At 67.1% G+C, this 18137-nt stretch carries 14 protein-coding genes and 1 tRNA gene; 10 read left to right on the forward strand and 5 right to left on the reverse strand.

What is annotated here, in order from left to right; all coding sequences use genetic code 11:
* Window positions 1–115: 115 nt before the first annotated feature.
* Complete coding sequence (locus JOF29_RS07845) at window positions 116–1081, reverse strand: GNAT family N-acetyltransferase (RefSeq protein ID WP_209693558.1); 966 nt, start codon at window positions 1079–1081, stop codon at window positions 116–118.
* Window positions 1082–1185: 104 nt separating this feature from the next.
* Here JOF29_RS07845 and JOF29_RS07850 point away from each other — a divergent pair.
* From JOF29_RS07850 to JOF29_RS07860, 3 genes are all read left to right on the forward strand, one after another.
* Window positions 1186–1259 (forward strand) — tRNA-Met (locus JOF29_RS07850).
* Window positions 1260–1956: 697 nt separating this feature from the next.
* Window positions 1957–2655, forward strand: coding sequence for a FadR/GntR family transcriptional regulator (locus JOF29_RS07855; protein ID WP_209693559.1), 699 nt, complete (start codon window positions 1957–1959; stop codon window positions 2653–2655).
* A 96-nt stretch (window positions 2656–2751) separates the two neighbouring features.
* Window positions 2752–3939: a mandelate racemase/muconate lactonizing enzyme family protein gene (locus JOF29_RS07860; RefSeq protein WP_209693560.1), complete on the forward strand. Its 1188-nt coding sequence runs from the start codon at window positions 2752–2754 to the stop codon at window positions 3937–3939.
* 211 nt (window positions 3940–4150) lie between these two features.
* Here JOF29_RS07860 and JOF29_RS07865 read toward each other — a convergent pair whose 3' ends face one another.
* From JOF29_RS07865 to JOF29_RS07880, 4 genes are read right to left on the reverse strand one after another with little or no spacing between them, the layout of a single operon-like run.
* Complete coding sequence (locus tag JOF29_RS07865) at window positions 4151–4957, reverse strand: SDR family NAD(P)-dependent oxidoreductase (protein ID WP_209693561.1); 807 nt, start codon at window positions 4955–4957, stop codon at window positions 4151–4153.
* Complete coding sequence (locus JOF29_RS07870) at window positions 4954–5796, reverse strand: amidohydrolase family protein (RefSeq protein ID WP_209693562.1); 843 nt, start codon at window positions 5794–5796, stop codon at window positions 4954–4956. The genes JOF29_RS07865 and JOF29_RS07870 overlap by 4 nt, the downstream gene beginning before the upstream one ends.
* Window positions 5793–6980, reverse strand: coding sequence for a mandelate racemase/muconate lactonizing enzyme family protein (locus JOF29_RS07875; protein ID WP_209693563.1), 1188 nt, complete (start codon window positions 6978–6980; stop codon window positions 5793–5795). Before JOF29_RS07875 ends, JOF29_RS07870 begins: the two co-directional genes overlap by 4 nt.
* A gap of 2 nt (window positions 6981–6982) precedes the next feature.
* A complete protein-coding gene (locus JOF29_RS07880) occupies window positions 6983–8326 on the reverse strand; it encodes an aspartate aminotransferase family protein (protein ID WP_209693564.1) in 1344 nt (447 codons plus the stop codon).
* A gap of 218 nt (window positions 8327–8544) precedes the next feature.
* Here JOF29_RS07880 and JOF29_RS07885 point away from each other — a divergent pair, with 218 nt between their 5' ends.
* From JOF29_RS07885 to JOF29_RS07915, 7 genes are all read left to right on the forward strand, one after another.
* Window positions 8545–9366 (forward strand): IclR family transcriptional regulator, encoded by an 822-nt coding sequence (locus JOF29_RS07885; RefSeq protein ID WP_209693565.1) that lies wholly within the window; start codon window positions 8545–8547, stop codon window positions 9364–9366.
* Window positions 9367–9557: 191 nt separating this feature from the next.
* Window positions 9558–11663: a putative phage tail protein gene (locus JOF29_RS07890; protein ID WP_209693566.1), complete on the forward strand. Its 2106-nt coding sequence runs from the start codon at window positions 9558–9560 to the stop codon at window positions 11661–11663.
* Window positions 11664–11682: 19 nt separating this feature from the next.
* Window positions 11683–13851: a putative phage tail protein gene (locus JOF29_RS07895; RefSeq protein ID WP_209693567.1), complete on the forward strand. Its 2169-nt coding sequence runs from the start codon at window positions 11683–11685 to the stop codon at window positions 13849–13851.
* Window positions 13852–13867: 16 nt separating this feature from the next.
* Window positions 13868–15145, forward strand: coding sequence for a Gfo/Idh/MocA family protein (locus JOF29_RS07900; protein ID WP_209693568.1), 1278 nt, complete (start codon window positions 13868–13870; stop codon window positions 15143–15145).
* Window positions 15142–16380, forward strand: a complete 1239-nt coding sequence (locus tag JOF29_RS07905; RefSeq protein ID WP_209693569.1) for an extracellular solute-binding protein — start codon at window positions 15142–15144, stop codon at window positions 16378–16380. The genes JOF29_RS07900 and JOF29_RS07905 overlap by 4 nt, the downstream gene beginning before the upstream one ends.
* The gene (locus tag JOF29_RS07910; protein WP_209693570.1) at window positions 16377–17318 is read left to right on the forward strand and encodes a carbohydrate ABC transporter permease; all 942 of its coding nucleotides are present in this window, start codon (window positions 16377–16379) and stop codon (window positions 17316–17318) included. Before JOF29_RS07905 ends, JOF29_RS07910 begins: the two co-directional genes overlap by 4 nt.
* Window positions 17315–18133 carry a carbohydrate ABC transporter permease gene (locus JOF29_RS07915; RefSeq protein WP_209693571.1) on the forward strand — a complete coding sequence of 273 codons (819 nt, stop codon included), beginning with the start codon at window positions 17315–17317 and terminating at the stop codon, window positions 18131–18133. Before JOF29_RS07910 ends, JOF29_RS07915 begins: the two co-directional genes overlap by 4 nt.
* Window positions 18134–18137 lie beyond the last annotated feature (4 nt).

The raw sequence follows: 18137 nt of genomic DNA on the forward strand, positions 1-18137 counted from the left end.
GGGAAGGACGGCGTCCCGCCTGCTGCGAGACGCCCTTCGTGACCAAGAAGATGCCGCGATCGCCCCGCCCCCGGACCGGCGAATCCGAACCTGTGGACAACCGGCAGCCTGCAGCTCAGTACCCGATCAACCGATGCAGCCGATGGAACGTCTGCCGGAACCCGAGCCGCGGCCAGGTCCGCGACGACAACAGGTTCGTCACCCGCCAGTCCGTCACCACCGAGGTGTACCCGGTCTCCGCCGACCACTGCAGCACAGCCTCGCCCAGCGCCCGCCCCGCACCCAGCCCACGAGCCGCCGGCAGTACAGCAGCGAACCCGAGGAACCCGGCGTTGTCCGGCTTCGCCAGCCCACTGTGCGCACTCGATCTGTCCACCGAGCACCCGACCGACGAGCCGATGACCTCATCGTTGTACACGGCAACGAACGTCGCGTAGTCCGGATCGTCGATCGACTCCTCCCAGTCCGCGACCGCCTCCTCGTACGTCCCCAGCTCCGCGGCCGAGAACACCGGCGACCGGCCTTGATGCCGGGGGAGTTCCAGGTCGAGCTCCGCCAATACCGGAATGTCCGCGCGCGTTGCCCGGCGTACGGCGAGATCGCGGGGAGGCGTCAAGTGGTACCCCGGAACCGGGCGGACCGCGTGCGCGTGCTGCGAGCCGAACCCCAGCCGGAACCACGCGTCCACCAGTTCGGCATCGTCGGGCACCAGCACGTAATGCGCCGTACGCCCGGCGTCGACCCATCGCGCAGCCGCGGCGCCGTACAGGTCGCGAATGTGTTCCGGCTCACGTACTGCGTGACCGGCCGCCTCGACCCAGATGTTCGGGCCCCACATCGGTGCGGGCTTCGGTGCCGCCAGCAAGTAACCGGTCAGCTCGTCGTCCTCGACCAGGACCGCACCGGACGCCCCCTCGGTCTCCCACACAGCGGTGACCTCGACGAGCGCGAGCCGCTCGTCCTCGTAGTCGGCAGGGAGCAGCGGGTGACGCTTGCGATGCGCCCGGTGCCGCTGGGCGAGCAGGCCGGCCGCAGCCGGAAGATCCGCCTCCTCGAACGGGCGGAGGACTGGTCGGGACATACTCGGACGGTACGCTCGGTGCCCCGCCGGCGGTACGAGTTTTCGCCGCTCCGGTAACCGATTTGGTTGCTCGGCCCGAATCCTCTAAGCTAAAGACACAACGACGCGGGGTGGAGCAGCTCGGTAGCTCGCTGGGCTCATAACCCAGAGGTCGCAGGTTCAAATCCTGCCCCCGCTACTTGGAAGGGCCCTTTGACCAGGGAAACACCGGTCAGAGGGCCCTTCGTCATTCCCCCTGGATCGAGGCATCAACGTTCTAACCTACGGTCTAGCGATCGCGTCTAGGGTCCTCACCGGCGCAGACGGAGATTGCATAGAGTTAGGACTGCGTTGGAGTTGCCGGCCTTGCGGCAAAATGGATGATCGCGATGTGGCCGGTCGTAGCACGTGGTAGGCGACCGTAAGCCGCGGCCTGCGTGCCGTTGACACTGCGCGGCCTCGACGACGCCTAGGCACTAGGGCAGCTCACCAAGCTGCGATATCGGGCGATGACCACCCAGTCCGGCGAGTTTGACCTCGATGCGCAAGATCAACCACCTCATCGACCTGTGGATCGCGAAGTTCACAGACGAGCTCGTGGCGGACCGACGGCGATCGCCGAACTCACGGATGACGTACCTCCCGGCTCTCAAGAACCACCTACGGCCCGCTCTCGGTGAGCTTCGGATCGCAGAGGCGACCATTCCTCGCATCGACAGAGTGATCGGAAGCGTTCTGCGATTTCGGCTGCGGCTGAGAGTCCGTCGTGCCGCGGGCAGTTGCGCTTCCTCGCTCGGCGTCATAGGTTCGCTGCGCAGCAGTTGTTAGATATCTAATGTCTGTCATCGCAACCCTGCACACTGTCTACTGCACGAGAAGGAACGGGGAGCTCGATCATGAGCGGATCGCCGCTGTTCGTCAGGGCGCAGGAGCAGCTCAAGAGCTACATTCGTGAACACCGCCTCGAGCCAGGCGACCGGCTCCCCTCGGAGGGCGAACTCGCAAAGTGCTTCAGCGTGAGCCGGGGAGCCATGCGCGAAGCGACGCGAAGTCTCCAAACGCTCGGAGTCATTCGCGCCCACCACGGGAACGGCCTCTACGTCGCGGACTTCTCGTTCCGGCCGATCGTCGATCTGCTCCCGTACGGACTCGCCGCCGACACAAGTTTCGTGGAGATCCTGCAGGCCCGTGAAGCCCTCGAAACCGGCCTGATGCCGGCGGTTGCCCTGCGCACGTCACCGCAACTGCTGGATGGCTGCGATGAGATCGTCCGGCGGATGGACGAGCGGGAGAAGGCAGGCGACTCGATCGTCGATCTAGACCGGAACTTCCACCTGTTGCTCCACACCTCGCTGAGCAACCCGCTCATCGACAATCTGATCAGCCTCTTCTGGGAACTCTATTGGCGGTTGGAGGACGAACTGTCTCCGAAGCCGACAGACGTTCCGAGCGCCCCCTTGCATGCGGCGATCGTCGACGCGCTGCGGGTAGGGGACGCGATGCTCGCGATGACACGTATGCAAGAGCACTTCGCAGACGTTCGCCTGCGCAGCGAGTCGCTGCACGCAAGCCGCGTCGAGTCACGCAATGAATAGACCTTTGCGAATTGCGATCACGGCACACCTCGACGAGCGGTCTCTCGCGCTCCGCCGTCAGGCTCTCGCCGTCGACCTGCAAATGGGGTACTGAAGATGAAGATCGCACGAGTGCGAGCCGTCGTGCTGAGCGCGCCGTACGGCGCTGCCCTCACGAGCGCAGAGAACATCCTGCACATCCCGAGCGGCCTGCGCACAAGCGGCTTCGTCGAGATCACTCTCGACGATGGAACGGTGGGACTCGGCGAAGGCTACCTCGCCGTGTTCGCGCCACAGGTCTTCCGCTCGATCGTCGAACTACTCGCGCCGTTACTCGTCGGCAAAGACGTGCTGCAGCTCGATGCCCGGTTCGCGGAGCTTGTTGTCGCCACTGGGTACTGGAGCCTGCAGGGTGCTGCTCGACACGTGCTCAGCGCGATCGAGATCGCGCTACAAGACTGCAACGCACGGCTCGATGGCGTGCCACTCTGGCGGCATCTCGGCGGCATGTACTCGCGGCCGCTCGCGGCGTACGCAAGCGGTGGGGACTCCATCAACCCCGAAGCGATGCAGGGCGAGATCGACGCAGTCGCGGCGCTCGGCATCCGAACCTTCAAGATTCGGGGCCGCGCGCACCAGGTCGACAAGGTGGTCTGGACCCAGCACGCTGCCGCCGGAATCGCCGTGGCGGTCGACATGACGCAGAACCTCGTCGTGCCCTCTCAGAGACCTGAGGAGGTCCTCGACTTCGTGCACGCCGTGGTCGATGCCTCAGGCCGCCCACCGGCCTTCATCGAAGAGGCGCTCGGGCCGGATCGGATCGACGATCTGCCGGCGCTCCGCGCGGCCGCCGGGGTGCCGATCGCGGGCGGGGAGATCGTCACGACCGAGGATGAGCTCGTCGCACGCGTTCGCGCTCGCTCCTACGACATCGTCCAACCCGATGCCACCGTGATCGGCGGGGTTGGCCCGGTGCTCGAGGTGTTCTCGGCTGCGGGTGACGTCGGCGCTGAGGTGTACGTGCACTGCTGGGGTGCTGGTGTGGGCGTACTCGCGAACTATCACGCCGCACTGGCCGCCGGGGGTTCGACCGTGGAATGGCCGCTACCTGATTACCCGCTGCGCTCGGAACTGCTCGGTGGGCTCGTGTCGATCGTGGGCGGCGAGGTCTCACTGTCGAACGCACCCGGACTCGGTATCGAGCTCACCCCCGCGATCGAACGCGAGTTCCCGTTCCGCGCAGACGCCGTGTACGAGTGCCTGGTCGATCCGACCGGCCTGCCAACTCCAGAAGTCTGGCGCTAGGACGACAGGATCAGGCGATGGGGCGACGGCGGACGCCAAGCTCTCATCGTCCGCGAGCACTCCGGGCTCGCTCGCGTCCCAGTCCGACCCCCGACCCCGTGAACGTCACCAGGAACTTGCTGGCGGCGGGCGGGAGGATCTCCTCGTACAGAAGTCATCGATGGCAGAAAGGCCTGCGCCGACCAGCATTGCGCACGTCGTCATCGGAATGTCAGAGGCTGGAGCGGTACGGCGGGAGGAAGCGTAGCCGTGGCAGTTGATCGGCCAAGGCGCCGCCGTCGACGACGAGCGTGGTGCCGGTGACGTAGCGGCTCGCGTCCGAGGCCAGGTAGATCACGGCTCCGACGCAGTCGTCCGGCGTGCCGAAGCGGCCCAACGGGATTCGGGCCTGCCAGGAATCGAACAGGCCTGCGAGGTCTGCGTCGAAGTCGTCGGCGATCGGGGTGGCGATCATTCCTGGCGCGACGGCGTTGCAGGTGATGCCGTGCGGCCCGAGTTCGGCGGCGAGTGATTTGGTGATCAGCTCGAGCGCTGCCTTGGAGGCGTTGTAGTGCGCGAGGCCGGCCTCGGCGACCAGGCCGTTCTTCGAGGAGATGTTGACGATCCGGCCCTCGATGCCGTCGGCAATCATATGTTCGGCAACCCGCTGGGCGAGGAAGAAGGGTGCCTCGGCGTTGACGGCCATGATCTCGTGCCAGCCTGCCGGGGTGATCTCGTTGAACTGCTCCAGCCGGGCGACGCCCGCGTTGTTGACCAGCACGTGGATCGGGCCGGCCTCGCTCCGGATTGTGTCGACCAAGGGTGCCAAGGCCGAGGTGTCGGCGAGGTCGATGACATAGCTGCGGCACCGGCGGCCGAGCGAGGTCACGGCCGCTGCGGTGTCGATGGGCTCGGTGCGGTCGACCAGCACCAGGTCGGCACCGGCGTCCGCGAGGCCGGTTGCGAACGCGGCGCCGAGGCCGCGGGCGGCGCCGGTGAGGGCGACGGTTCGCCCGGCGAGCGAGAACGAGGCGCTCACGTCAGCCCCAGTAGTGGCAACGCGTCACGGTGGATGAGCGCTTCGACTTGGTCGGCGTCCAAGGGATCGAGGCCTGGGATTCCTGGTACGGCGGCGACCCGGCGCAGGCCCTCGATCGAGGCGTCGACGGTTGTGAACGGGAAGTCCGAGCCGAACAGCAGTTTGTCCCAGACCCTGTAGTCCTGGACGAGCCGCAGTGAGTGCCACAGTTGGAATGGGCGGTAGTGCAGTGCGGATACGTCGGCGTACACGTGCCGGTGTTTGCGGATCACCGCGATGCACCCACCCTCGAACGGGTGGCTGAGGTGCGCGAGGACGATCCGCAGTTCGGGATGCCGGATCGCCACTTCGTCGATGTGCACCGGCAGCGCCCAGCGCAGTGGGGCTGTCGACACGAAGGTCGTCCCGGTGTGGATGAGCAGCGGCAGGTTGTGGGATTCGGCGTAGGAGTAGAGGTCGTCGTACGCCGGGTCGGCCGGGTCGAAGCCGGCGTACATCGGCATCAACTTGATCCCACGCAGCCCGAGCTCCTGGTGGCCGTGCCGGAGCTCGTCTCGCCAGCCAGGGTGGGTCGGATCGAGCGACAGGTAGCCGATCAGCTGGTCCGGGTGTTCGGCGACGTACGCCGCCACGTCGTCGTCCTCGACCCAAAGACCGCTGCGCCGTGCTTTGCCACCGACGACGATCGTCCGTGTCCCGTCCGGTGCGGTGGCCGCGTAGTCGGCGTACTTGACCGTCAGGTCGACAGGTCCACCGTGGGCCCGGGAGACCTCGCCGCGGAACGGATCGTCGATATCGTCAGGGCAGGTGAACAGATGTGAGTGAACGTCGACGATCATGTGCGGTTCCGCTTCTCCCAGCCGTCGGCGAACATGTTCCAGAAACGGTGGCTCGGTGGATGCTCCGCGAACACCTCGTCGGCCAGCTCGACACCGAGACCTGGTGCCGTGGGCAACGGCACGTGTCCGTCGACCACCGGTAGTACGCCGGGTAGTGCGTCGAAGACGTAGTCCTCGACCATGCCGTCGAAGGTCTCGAGGATCTTCAGGTTGGTGAGGCCGGCGACGGCGTGCACCGAGGCGGTCGTGCACAGCGGTGAGTTCGAGTTGTGCGGGGCGACGGACATCGCGTGCAGGTCGGCGATGGCGGCGATCTTGCGCAGCTCGGTGAAACCGCCGGCCATCGAGAGGTCCGGTTGCACGATGTCGACGGCGCTGGTGGCGAACAGTTGCTTGAACTCGTACCGGTTGTGGAAGTGCTCGCCGCCGGAGATCGGCATCGAGGCCCGGGCACGTAACTCGGCGTACCGCTCGATGTGGGTCCAGGGCAGGGGCTCCTCGAACCAGGCGAGGTCGAACGGCCGCAGGTCGTCGACCAGCCGGGCCGCGGTCGCGAAGTTGAAGCGGGCATGTCCTTCGACCATCAGGTCGACATCGTCGCCGACGGCGTCCCGGACCGCGGCGACGATGTCGAGTGAGCGGACCCGCTCGGCTCGGGACAACTCACCGAGTCCGGCGCCGAACGGGTCGAACTTGAGGGCACTGTATCCGCGGCCGACGACATCCTTGGCCCGATCCGCGAACGCTTCGGGCAGCCGGTCGCCGGTGTACCAGCCGTTCGCGTAGACCGGCACCCGGTCGCGACAGGCCCCACCGGCGAGCCGGTACGCCGGTACGCCGAGCGCCTTGCCCATCACGTCGTACAGCGCCTGGTCGACACCGGACAGCACGATGCCGCCGATGTCGCCGCCGCGCAGGAAGTCGCCCTGGTACATCCGCAGCCAGATCTCCTCGACGTCGAACGGGTCGGCGCCGAGCAGGTGCCGTCCGGCCATCGCCTCGGTGAGCAGGCACGTCTCGCGGGAGCGGTACGGATGGGTGATCTCGCCGACGCCGGCAAGGCCCTCGTCGGTATGCACCCGCACATAGGAGAAGTCTCGCCAGGCGGTGCCGAGGGTGAGCGTCTCCACCCGGGAGATGCGGCCCGCCGGTCCCACCGGACGGCCGCGGTCCACTGTCAACATGGTCAGGACGCACCTCCCATGGTCGAAGTCCCGGCGAGTTCCTGCTCGCCGCCAACGGCCAGGGTGTCACGAACGGCGGCGCGGGTCGCGCTCAGCAACGCGTCGACGTCGGCGTCGGTGTGTGCATACGACACATGGCTGCGCTTGAGATTGAGCGGCAACTCGAACACTCCGTGCTCCAGCAGCCGCCGACGGTAGCCGATGAAGCGGGAGGCGTCATTTCGGAGCAGGTCGGTGTATGTGCGCGGCGCGGGGCCGTCCATGAAGTAGCTGACGAACACCGATCCGTACCCGTGCGCGACCGCCGGTACGCCGAGTTCGGTGAAGATCTCCGCGAGGCCCGTCCGGATGGCCGCGCCGAGCCGGAAGACGTGCTCGTGCACCGGCTCGGTCTGCAGCTTGCGCAGGGTGGCGTGCGCGGCGGCGACGACCGACGGGTGGCCGTTGTAGGTTCCGGCGAAGAATGCCGGCGCGCCAGGTGTCGTACTGAACAGTTCCATCAGCTCAGCGCGGCCGCCGAGGGCGCCGACCGGATAGCCGTTGCCGATCGCCTTACCCATCGCGGTCAGGTCCGGGGTGACGCCGCTGATCGCCTGCCAGCCACCGAGCGCGTGCCGGAAGCCAGTGATCACCTCGTCGAAGATCAGCACACTGCCGGACTTCGTGGTCTCGTCCCGCAGTGACTGCAGGAACTCCAGGTCCGGCAGCAGGCAGCCGACGTTGTGCGGCACCGGCTCGAGAATCACCGCGGCGATGTCGGCGCCGTACTCCGCGAACGTCTGCCGTACGGCGGGGATGTCGTTGAACGGCAGCACCAAGGTGGCGTCCAGGACCTCGGGCAGGATCCCGGTGGAGATCGGGTCCTGGGCGCCGACCTTGTCGGGCGCGGAGATGACGTTGAGGCTGACCGAGTCGTGCCAGCCGTGGTAGCAGCCCTGGAACTTCACCACCAGCCGCCGGCCGGTGGCAGCGCGCGCCACGCGGAGCGCGTGAAAGGTGGCCTCGCTGCCGGTCGAGGTTAGGAGCACCTTCTCGACGCTCGGTACCAGCCGGACGATCTCCTCGGCCAGCTCGACCTCGCCCTCGGTGACACCGACGCCGGTGAGATCGATCCGGCGACCGGCCTCGGCGACCGCCGCCGCCACCTCGGGGTCGTTGTGGCCGAGCAGCGGAGGGCCGAAGGCGGCGTGGTAATCGGTGTACGTCCGCCCTTTCGCGTCGGTGAATCGTGCTCCCTCGGTCGAGGCGATGACGAGGTCGGTGAGTCCGGGGATCAGTCGCTGGCCTGAGTTGACGCCGCCGGGGATCACCTGGGCGGCGCGCTGCGAGATGGACGTCGGGGGCATATGAGGTCTCCAGAGTCTGATGGCGTACTGCGTCGTCGCGTGGGCGTGCCACCGCGGCCCAGCCCGGCCGCGGCGACCAATGGAAGCTCCGCCAAGAGCATTTTCCGAACACTGTTCGGTATCACCGAACGAACGTGTCATCGACTGTAAGCGTGCGATTTGTTGGCTGTCAACGGATCGCTGCACATCGACGGTGGAGTGTTCTAGACTGTTCGGCTATGACGAACAACGATGCGGATCCGCCGGAGAATTCTCGCTACTGGGTGCGCAGCGTGGCTCGGGCCGCCGAGCTGCTCGAGGTGCTGTCCGGCGCGCCGGCCCGGCAGGGGATGTCGGTGACCGAGTTGGCCGCGGCACTCGGGCTCAGCAAGAGCTCGGCGTTCTCGACCTTGCACACGCTGGCGCACTTCGGACTGGTCGCCGACGACGGTGAGGGGATGAACCGCCGGTACCGGCTGGGGATGACGCTGGCCCGGCTCGGGTCGCGGGCCCGCGACCAGCTCAGCCTCGTCGACGTCGTTCGGCCGCACCTGACCCGGCTGACCGCGGAGATCGGGTTCAGCTCCCGGCTCGCGGTGCCGGAGAGCGATCAGGCGGTCGTGGTCGACCAGGTCGCCACAGCCGAAGGCGTGCAGATCGAGCTACGGATGGGGTTCCGCGAGCTTCCGCACTGCACCGGCCTGGGTAAGGCGCTGCTGTCGACGATGGACGACGACGCGGTCTCCGCGCTGATCGCCCGCACCGGGCTGCCGCGGCGTACCAGCAAGACGATCACCGACGAGGCCGCGCTGCGTGCCCATCTGGAGGACATCAGGGGTCTCGGCTACGCGGTGGACGACGAGGAGGACGCCGACGGCGTGTTCTGTATCGGCGCGGCATTGTTCGGTGCCGGTGACACCTGCGTCGGCGCGATCTCGATCACCGGTCTGAAGGTCGGCCAGCCGTCTTGGCGGTACGCCGAACTCGGCCGCATCGTCCGCGACACGGCGGGCCGGATCTCGTCCGCCCTCGGCTCTGCCCCGGGACAGGAATCGCGATGATCGCTTGACCTCGCCTGGCGATCAGCCTACGGTGATCTGCACTCGCACCGGCGGACCTTGACCCCAGCCCGGGTCATGGATCTACCGCCCGGCCTCCGCCTTGAACCGGCTCGCATCCCGAGCCCCGGCCGCTGCTCGCACCGCACACGGACGACCATCTGTCGATTCGTCCGAAGGCTGAGGTGCAGTGCATGACAAGCACCCGTGTGTTGACGTCCGCCGCTACCGCTGTGCCGGTCCGCAGTGTGGCGACCGTGGAACAGTTGCTGGCGGCACCGATCGCCGCCGTGAGCGCAGGCTCGCTGGTCAAGGTGCTCGGCTACCACGCGGCCGGCGACGGCGGCGGTATGACGGTCCGCTGGGACCCAGGCAGTACGGTGCCGGGCAACGGCGGAACTGTCCTCGATCCAGGTTCGGCCGCCGGCCGTTGGCTTCAGGTGCACGACGGGATCGGTGACTTCCGGCGGTTCGGGCTCTTCGGCACCACCGAGGGGGCTGACGACGCGCTGGACGCGATGGTGAACGATCCGGCGATCCACCGCGTCGAGGCGCACACCGATCTTCGCTTCGCCCGCCGGCACACGTATTTCCGGAGCGATCTCGAGCTGGACTTCGGCGGCCGCACCGTCGTGACCAAAGGCATCGAGCGGAACACCCACGACAATCCCTTCGGTGCGGTGCTGTACTTCCGCGGCAACCGTGCGGCGACGTCGGTCACGGTCACGCTGGCCGCACCACTCGCCGAACTCGGCGACGTGTTCGAGGTGGCCGACTCGGCCGCGTTCGGAGTCGGCACCTGGTGGGCGGTCGAGAGTGACGTCGTACCTGGTGGTGGCCAGTACGAGCGCGAGCTGCAGAAGCTGCTGCAGGTCACCGAGGTGGTAGACGCCACGCATGTGCGCTTCAACTACCAGAACGGCTGGGCGTTCGCGGCCGGACGGAAGCTCACCTACACGAAGGTCGAGCCGGTCGAACAGGTGCACGTCCGCAACCTGGTGTTCATCGGCGCTGACGCAGGGGTGAAGGATCCGTACGTCGACGGCAGTGGCGGCCCGGACGAGTTCGAGTACACCGGCTCGCATCCGGTGGCCTTCGAGTACGCCGTTCACTGCGACGTGTCCGGCATCCACGCCACCGGCACCTGGTGGCCGGTGATCATGCGCCGCTGGTGTACGTACTTCCGCACCACGCAGTGCTCACTGAAGAACCCACCGACGGTCTTCTACGGCGGGGCCGGCTATCTCACCCAGCAGATCTACTGCCTCTACGGGCACATCGCCGACTGCCTGTCGTCCAACGCCCGGCATCTCAACGACCTCACAGCCTCCGCCCATTGCCTGGTGGAGAACTGCCACGGCGACGGGGACGATGCCGGCGGCAACCCGTTCACCACGCACGGCCAGTACGAGCACGACCTCACATTCGTCGGCAACAGCGGACTGATGGACATCGCCAACTCCGGCTCGCTGTGGGGTACGTCGGCCAAACGGATCACGATCCGCAAGCACCGGATGTCGTGGTTCGTGGCGCTCACGAAGATCACCGACCTGACCTTGGAGGATGTGCACGTCACGGCCCGTTCGACCTTCGACCCCGGCGGCACGTTCCAGGTCAACGCCGACGGCCTGCAGGTGCGCGGATGCACAGGAGTGACGCTCAACATCGGCCGGCGCTCGACCAGGTCGAACAGACCCAACCTCATCAGCGACTGCAGTTTCTCGTCGCCGGCCGGTACGACGATCGGTCAGACGCCGATCGATGTTCCCCTGACGTTCCGCCGGTGCACCTTCACCGGGGTGGACGGCTGGGTGTTCAACTCGTCCGGATCCGTGCACTTCGAGGACTGCACGGTGACCGGCACGCCAACCGGTGCTCCGGTCACGTTCAAGAATGCCGACATCGTCGTCACCGGCGGCCGCTGGACCGATGTCGGGCTCCAGCTCACCGCGGTCCGCGACCAGCGGCTGCACGTGGGCGGAGGCGTGCGCTTCAGCGGCACCAACCGCGTGAAGGCGCTGTTGTCCCGCCAGGCCGGACCGGGCATCGTGACCTGGGAACTCGGCGGCTACTCGTCCACAGTGCCCGGGAGCGACACCGCGCACCTGCTGATTGATGCCGGCGGCAATCACTATCGCTGCACCGGTACGACGTTCGAAGGCGGCCGGATCGTACTCACGGCAGCCGCCTTCGCCGATTCGTCGTACGCGCTCCACACCCGCAATGTCGAGACCGCGGTCACCCGCGACGTCCCGGCCGGCTCCGACCGGCTGTCCGTCGGCGACAACCTGACTTTCTGACCACGTAAGGAGAATCGTCATGTCCGGTAAGGGATTCATGGCGCGCAGGTCCGTGCTCCTCGCCGCCGGTGCCGGAGGGCTGGCTATCGCCGGGCCAGGCGCGCTGACCGCGGCGTCCGCCGACGAGAGGAATCGGCCTGTCCCTGCCTTCGGCGTGGCGACCGTTGCCGACCTGCTGGTGCTGCGCACCGCGGGCCAGGCGCCGGGGACCGCGGTCGAGGTACTCGGCTACCTGTCGCCTGGTGATGGCGGCGGCCAGCTCGTTCGCTGGGATCCGGCGAGTCAGGCGGTCGCCAATGGCGGCACCGTGTTCAAGCCGGCCGCCGGAACCGGCCGGTGGCTCGCCGTCCACGACGGCGTCACCGACTTCCGCAAGTTCGGCATCTTCGGTGCGACTGTCACGGCCGACGCCGCGCTGGAGGCGATGGTGAACGATCCTGCGATCCACCGGATCGAAGCGCACACCGATCTGCAGTTCGCGAAGCGGCACGTCTTCCACCGCTCGTTCCTCGACCTCGACTTCGGCGGGCACACCGTGGTCACCTACGCGATCGAGCCGACCGGCCCGGACGAGCCGTTCGCCGCGGTGATGTTCTTCCAGGGCACGTTGTCCGGGACCGTCGTCACCCGTGCACTGGCTGAGCCGGCACCGGAGCTGCGCGACGTGTTCGAGGTCGGCGACTCCTCCAAGTTCGAGGTCGGCTCGTGGTGGACCGCGGTCTCGGACCAGGCCAGCTGGGACACGCCGAAGCCCGGCCGGGACCAGCGCGAGCTGCAAAAGTTCGTCCAGGTCACAGAGATCGTCGATGACTCGCACATCCGCGTGAACTACCTCAACGGCTGGCACCTCGCGGCCGGCCGAGTGGTCACCTGGACCAAAGTCGAACCGGTACAGCACGTCAACGTCCGCAACCTCGTCTTCCGCGGCAAGAAGGTGGCCCCCGACCAGCCCGCGCTCGGGTCCAACCCGTTCGCGTTCGAGTTCGCGGTGCACTGCAACGCCAGCAACATCCACGGTACGGCGACGTTCTGGCCGCTGGTGATGCGTCGTTACAACACGCACTACCGGACCGAGCAGTGCACCCTGGCCAACCCGAGCAGTGTCACGTGGGGTGGCGCCGGGTACCTGACCCAGCAGATCTACTGCCTGTACGGGCACGTGTCCGACTGCCACGTATCGAACAGCCGGCACCTCAACGACTTCACTGGTTCGGCGTACTGCTACGTCACCAACTGCCACGGCGACGGCGACGACCAGGGCCCGTTCGTGACCCACGGACAGTACGAGCACGACCTCGTGTACACCGGCAACTCCGGGCTGATGACGTTCGCGAACTCCGGGGCACAGTGGGGTGGCCGGGCAAAGCGGATCACCGTACGCAAGCACATCTGCTCCTGGTTCGTGGCGCGAGTGAAGATCACCGACCTGACGCTCGAGGACGTCCGGGTGATCGGCAAGCCAGGTCTGGCCGGGTCCGGGATGCTCTGGGTGAACGCCGACGGCGTCCAGCTTCGCGGATGTCAGGCGAGCGACACGCTGATCATCTCGCAGACCACTACGGACTCGGCGCGGCCCAACGTGATCGAAGGCAGCGTCTTCGCCTTCACCGCAGCCGCGACCGAGATCGTCCAGGCGTCTACGATCACTCCGGTTCACTTCGACCGTACGACGTTGCTCAACCTCGACGGCCACAAGTTCAGCGGCACCGGCGCGCTCACGTTCACGGGCTGCACGCTGCGCGGCTCCTCACCGGGCGCGGCACCGCTCACCGTCGCGGCCACGGACCTGGCCGTGCGATCCGGCGAAACGGTCAACACCGGGTTCGTGCTGGGCGCTGCAACCGATCAGCGGGTCGAGCTCGGGTCCGGCGCACGGCTTGGCGGAACGAACTCAGCCAAGGCATTGCTGTCCCGAGTGGTCGGTGCCGGGACGGTGCGTTGGGAGCTCGGTGACTACGCCAGCTCGACGGCCGATACCGCGACGGCTCACCTGGCGCTGACCGGCGGGACGAACACATACCGCGCAGTGGGAGCCCGGTTTACCGGTGGCCGGCTGCTCCTCGCCGCGGCGGCCTTCGGCGGTACGTCGTACCTGCAGCACACAGCCTGCGTCGAAGAAGGCGTCGAGCGGACCGAGCTGCCGCCGGACAGCCCGCGGATCAGCATCGCCGGAAACCTCACGATCTGAGCCTGGGGACACACAGATGACCAACAGGCCGGTCCGTCTGGCGCTGGTGGGTGCCGGCAACCGCGGCCAGACGTACACGCGCTGGGCACACAGCAATCCCGACCGCGTGACGCTGGTCGCGGTCGCGGACCCGCATTCGCGGCAGCGCGAGCGGGCGGCGGCCGGGGCGAAGGACCCTGATGCCGTACGGCGCTTCGAGGACTGGCGGGCGCTGATCGGCAGCGACGTCGAGTACGACGCGGTGCTGATCGCCACCCAGGACCGGGAGCACGCGGAGCCTGCGATCGCCTTCGCCGGCCAGGGGAAGCACATCTTGCTGGAGAAGCCGATGGCGCCGACGGAGGACGAGTGCCGGCGGATCGTCGCCGCGGTCGAGGACGCCGGCGTCTTGTTCGGGGTGTGCCACGTTCTGCGGTACACGCCGTACACCGACCTGGTGAAAGAGGTCATCGACTCGGGCATGCTCGGCGACGTCGTCGACGTACAGCACCTTGAGCCGGTCGGCTGGTGGCACATGGCGCACTCCTACGTCAGGGGACCGTGGCGCAAGGAGGCCGAGTCCACGCCGATGCTGCTCGGCAAGTCCTGCCACGACCTCGACTGGATCGCCTACGTCACCGGTCGGCGGATCGAACGGGTGGCGAGCTTCGGCGGACGTCGCCACTTCCGCGCGGACAACAAGCCCACCGATGCCGCAAGCCGCTGCCTGGACTGCGCCATCGAGCCCGACTGCCCCTACTCGGCGCTGAAGCTCTACCTGCCGGTCCTGCGCGAGCAAGGCAACGTGTGGCCGGTCAGCGTGGTTACCGACGCCGAGGGCGAGGCCGGGATGCTCGACGCTCTGCGGACCGGGCCGTTCGGACGGTGTGTTTACGACTGCGACAACGACGTTGTCGACCACCAATCGGTGGTGATGGAGCTGAACGGCGGCGCGAACGCGACGTTCACGATGACCGCGTTCAGCGAGCAGACGCACCGGCAGACCAGGATCTTCGGCACCCACGGCTGCCTGGAGGGCGACGGCGAGAAGATCACCGTCGTGGACTTCCGGAACGGCGCAACGCTGGTCATGGACGCCCCCGTCGTTGGGGGATCCAACGCCGCGAGCGACCACGGGGGTGGCGACCAGGGCGTCATGGACGCCTTCACCGCCGCGGTCGCCACCGGCGACGCCACCCTGATCCGATCCGGACCGGGGGAATCGCTCGACAGTCACCTGGCCGTCTTCGCGGCCGAGCAATCTCGGCACAACGCCGCGGTGGTCAGCATTCACACGAAAGAAGGTCAATCATGAAACGGCTCCTCGCCCTCGCAGCTGCGCTCTGCCTCGGCGTCGTCACGGCCTGCGGCTCCGGTGGTTCCGGCGAATCGGGCTCCGACAGCGGATCGGTGACGATGTGGATCTATCCGGTGGTACCGGACCAGGCCAAGCACCAGGCCTTCTGGGACCAGCAGATCGCCGACTTCAAGAAGGTCAACCCGAACATCGATGTCAAGGTCGAGATCTTCCCGTGGCCGCAGCGAGACCAGAAACTGCAGACCGCGATCGCCGCCGGCAAGGGGCCGGACGTGGTGTATCTGATCCCGGACCAGCTGCCGAAGTACGCGAAGAACCTCGAGCCCGCCGACTCCTACCTGTCCGACCAGGACAAGGCTGACTACCTGGACAACGCGAAGGCGGCGGTCACCTACGACGGCAAGATGCTCGGCGCCCCGATCCTCACCAGCACCAGGCCGCTGGTCTGCGACCGCAAGGCGTTCCAGGCCATCGGCGAGACGTCGTACCCGAAGACCTGGGACGACCTGCTTGCCCTGGCGCCGCGGTTCAAGGCCAAGGGTATCGACGCGACCAACTACTTCGCCTCGCCGGACGCGACGCTGAACGAGAGCTTCTACCCGCTGCTCTGGCAGGCCGGTGGCGACACCTTCTCCCCCGATGGCAAGTCCGTGGCCTTCGACACCGAAGCCGGTGTCAAGGCGCTGGAGTTCCTGAAGCGGCTGGTCGACGGCGGGTACGTCGAGAAGGATCTGCTGTCATCGATCCCGAATCTCGAGCAGACTCACATCGCTCAGCACAAGGTTGCTTGCACTTGGCAACAGGCGCCGGCCGATGTCGAGAGTTTCTGGGGCAAGGAGAACGTCGTGGTGCTGCCGCCGCTGACGGAGGCCAAGAGCGTCGGGTACGGCACCGTGGGCTCGCTGTCGATTCTCTCGGCCGCGAAGTCGAAGGCCGCCGCCGGCAAGTGGGTCGCGTTCGCGAGCCAGCCGAACGTGGCCAAGCAGTACGACCTGGCGGCGAATCTGTTCTCGCCCCGGAAGTCGACCGGTCAGCTGTACCCCAATGACCCGGTACAGAGCGCCATGGAGAAGACGGTCACGCTCACCACAGTCGGCACGCTGAACGCGAAATCCCGTGACGTGATGGCCGTCCTCGCGCCGGAGATCCAGGCAACGCTGCTGGGGAAGAAGTCCCCGCAGGATGCACTGAGCTCGGCCGCGGACCAGGCGAAGGGCCTGCTCGGCCAATGACCGCCACGATCGAGCGGGGCGCACCGGCAGGGCCGACCAGCCCACCGGCGCGCCCACGGCGCTCGCCGCTGCAGCGCCGCGAGGCGAGGCTCGGGTTGCTGTTCGCGTTGCCCTGCTTCCTGCTGTTCCTCGCATTTCGCTTCGGTCCCGGGCTGGCCGGGGTCGCGCTGGCGTTCTTCCATTACGAGGTAGGCGATACGCCGCGCTTCACCGGGCTGGCGAACCTGAGCCGCTTGTTGAGCGACGACCTGTTCTGGCAGGCGCTGCGGGTGACGGTGGTGTACAGCGTGATCGCCGTACCGTTGTCCCTGGTGTGCTCGCTCGCGATGGCGCTGCTGGTGCGGAAGAAGTTCCGTACCGTGGCGTTCTTCCGGTCGGTGTTCTTCCTGCCCGTCGTCACCAGCTTGGTGCTCGCGGCAACGGTCTTCACCTGGATCTTCTCCTCGGACGGCCCGTGGACCCGGATGACCGGGCCGGCGCTCGGTTGGCTCGGTGGGTACAACGGTTCCTGGTTGGCGAGTTCGGTCTGGGTGTTGCCGGCGATGGCGCTGGTGAGTGTGTGGTCCAGGTTCGGCTACGGGATGCTGATCATCCTGGCCCGCTTACAGGACCTTCCGGCGGAGCTGGAGGAGGCGGCGCTGACGGACGGCGCCAACTCCTGGCAGCGCTTCCGCTACATCGTGCTTCCGCAACTCAAACCGGCGTTGTTCTTCTTGGCGGTGATCGAGACCACCGGATCGTTCCAGGTGTTCGACCTGGTGTATGTGATGACTGGCGGTGGCCCCGCGCACGGCTCGTACACGTTGGTGTTCCAGTTGGTCGACCAGGGCTTCAAGTTCTTCGACCTCGGTTACGCCAGCGCGATCGGGCTCGCGCTGTTCGTGATGACGATCGTCGTCGCCATCGTGCAGCGGCTGACCCTGGGGAGGGAGTCATGAGGACATCACCAGCCTGGCGGGTGCTGCGCGGCCTGCTGCTGTGCATTGCCGCCGTCGTGACGATCTTCCCGTTCTACGCGATGGTGATCCTGAGCCTGAAGCCGGCTGAGGCCGTCAGGTTCCCTCGGAGCCTGTTGCCCGGTGGGCTGACCACCGAGGCGTATCACGCGGTGATCGGTGGGCAGGGTCTGTGGGGCTGGGTCCTGAACACACTGCTGTACTCGGTGATCAGCGTCGTCGCCGTGCTGCTGCTCGCGTCGATGGCCGGCTATGCCTTTGCGAAGAAGCGGTTCCGTGGCCGGGAGGCGATGTTCTGGTCGTTCCTGTCGATGGTGATGGTGCCGTATCACGTCACGATGATCCCGACGTTCATTCTGCTGTCCAAGGCCGGCGGCGTGGACACCTACTGGGGCCTCATCCTGCCGACCCTGGCCAACGCGCAGGCGGTCTTCTTGATGCGTCAGTTCATCCTGACTCTGCCGGACGAACTGTTCGAGGCGGCCAGGCTGGACGGCTGCGGTGAGTGGCGGCTGTTCCTGACCATGGTGCTGCCGCTGTGCAAACCAGTGCTCGCGACGCTCGGCACGTTCGTCTTCCTGTGGCATTGGAACGACTTCCTCTGGCCACTGATCGTGATGCAGGGCCGAGAGCACTGGACCCTCACCGTCGGCATCGCATCGCTGCAGCAGGAGCAGGTGCCGCTCAACGTCGTACTGGCCGGGTCGGTCGTGGCGCTGGTGCCGATCTTCTGCGCGTATCTCGTCGGCCAGCGGTACTTCACCGAGGGCGTGACCATGTCCGGAATCAAGGGGTAACGAA

Source organism: Kribbella aluminosa (assembly GCF_017876295.1).
Lineage (GTDB): Bacteria > Actinomycetota > Actinomycetes > Propionibacteriales > Kribbellaceae > Kribbella > Kribbella aluminosa.